At 59.8% G+C, this 895-nt stretch carries 3 tRNA genes; all 3 read left to right on the top strand.

The annotated features are described in order from the left end of the window. Positions 1–258 precede the first annotated feature (258 nt). The 3 genes from EMQ25_RS17870 to EMQ25_RS17860 all read left to right on the top strand — a co-directional run bounded on the left by EMQ25_RS17870 (position 259) and on the right by EMQ25_RS17860 (position 791). Positions 259–335 (top strand) — tRNA-Ile (locus EMQ25_RS17870). 164 nt (positions 336–499) lie between these two features. Continuing rightward, a tRNA-Ile gene (locus EMQ25_RS17865) sits at positions 500–576 on the top strand. 139 nt (positions 577–715) lie between these two features. Beyond that, positions 716–791 (top strand) — tRNA-Ala (locus tag EMQ25_RS17860). The last annotated feature ends 104 nt before the right edge of the window (positions 792–895 follow it).

Below are 895 nucleotides of genomic sequence, written 5' to 3'. Positions count from 1 at the left end.
CCTCCTTTCTAAGGATCGTCCTTCATCAGCCTGGCTGATATCGGACTTTCATAGAACAAGATCGGTTTAGTCAAAACCGGTCGCAGACTACAGCGGACCCTCGCCGCCTTCGTTTCTCTTTCTTCACAAGCGACAGGCAGTGGCCGTCGGATCGATTGTCGGTCTGGTGTTCATTGCCTTTATGCCGGCCAGCACCGAGCTGCCGTGGCCTGGTTTCGTCCGGCCGATGGGGTATCCCAGCGGCGGGGCGGTTCTGACGGGCCCGTAGCTCAGGTGGTTAGAGCGCACGCCTGATAAGCGTGAGGTCGGTAGTTCGAGTCTACCCGGGCCCACCATCTTCGCCGCCGGTTTGCCGCAAGGCAAATCANAAGCGACAGGCAGTGGCCGTCGGATCGATTGTCGGTCTGGTGTTCATTGCCTTTATGCCGGCCAGCACCGAGCTGCCGTGGCCTGGTTTCGTCCGGCCGATGGGGTATCCCAGCGGCGGGGCGGTTCTGACGGGCCCGTAGCTCAGGTGGTTAGAGCGCACGCCTGATAAGCGTGAGGTCGGTAGTTCGAGTCTACCCGGGCCCACCATCTTCGCCGCCGGTTTGCCGCAAGGCAAATCAATCAGTCCAGTGGACTGATTGAAGGCAAGAAGGCCATGAGAGCTATGCTCGAATGGCCCGGACGAAGAGCGTACTCGATCCCTTACGCATGTTTGGGCTTGAGCAGTGGGGCCATAGCTCAGCTGGGAGAGCGCCTGCTTTGCAAGCAGGATGTCGTCGGTTCGATCCCGTCTGGCTCCACCACTTCGATCCGTCCCGCAGGGCAAATCGCTCCAGTGGAGCGATTTGAGGTGAGAAGGCCATGAGAGCTATGCTCGAATGGCTGAACCCTCCAGGCACTCGATCTC

The sequence above is a fragment of the Arsenicitalea aurantiaca genome, assembly GCF_003994485.1.
Classification (GTDB): domain Bacteria; phylum Pseudomonadota; class Alphaproteobacteria; order Rhizobiales; family Devosiaceae; genus Arsenicitalea; species Arsenicitalea aurantiaca.
The sequence above is the reverse complement of the archived record's forward strand: the minus strand, read 5'-3'. Positions and strand labels throughout refer to the sequence as shown.